This is a genomic window from Pseudomonas sp. 05N434, assembly GCF_056396965.1.
In genome coordinates this window covers 1-505 of the sequence record NZ_JBFTMK010001091.1, presented here as the reverse complement: position 1 = coordinate 505, position 505 = coordinate 1, and the positions used below count along the sequence as shown (strand labels likewise).

General features: G+C 55.2%; 1 protein-coding gene. It reads left to right on the top strand.

Features of this window, described 5'->3' with window-relative positions:
- The first annotated feature begins 54 nt into the window (after positions 1-54).
- The gene (locus tag AC1DLB_RS31890) at positions 55-330 is read left to right on the top strand and encodes a DUF1652 domain-containing protein (protein WP_018926009.1); all 276 of its coding nucleotides are present in this window, start codon (positions 55-57) and stop codon (positions 328-330) included.
- The last annotated feature ends 175 nt before the right edge of the window (positions 331-505 follow it).

Below are 505 nucleotides of genomic sequence, written 5' to 3'. Positions count from 1 at the left end.
CTTCCCTCCTAACATGAGCTAAAGGAAGCGCTCGATGAAGAAGGTGGGCAACACATGAATCAAGGTTCATTCAGCAAGGTTACTTTTCCAAATGCCTGCCAGCTGATGCGCTGGCATTTTCATCCCATGGGTTTCGAGGCGACCATGGATGCACCGGGCAGCATGGTTGCTCGCCTGTTCGACCGAGCCAGCGGCGAAACCATGATCGCCATTGCCGGCATTCCTTGTGCAACGGTCATGAACGCTGCCGATGTAGAGCGGATTATCGAAGCGGTCGAGGATGAGCTGGAAGCGTTCATTCCTCCGCAGACGCTCAGGAGTTATGCCTGACAGCCAACACCCGACAAAAAGCCCGCTTATCGATTTAGCGGGCTTTTTGTAGCAGCTGCCGAGCCCGATCGGCTTGTAGCAGCTGTCGAGCCTGCGAGGCTGCGTTCGGCGGCGAAGCCGTCGTAAAATCAGAACTCACGGTGTATCAGGCAGACTATGTCAACCGGATTCACGA

Coding starts and splice junctions, on each gene's coding strand:
- AC1DLB_RS31890 (WP_018926009.1), top strand. CDS start 55: ATGAATCAAGGTTCATTCAGCAAGGTTACTTTTCCAAATGCCTGCCAG.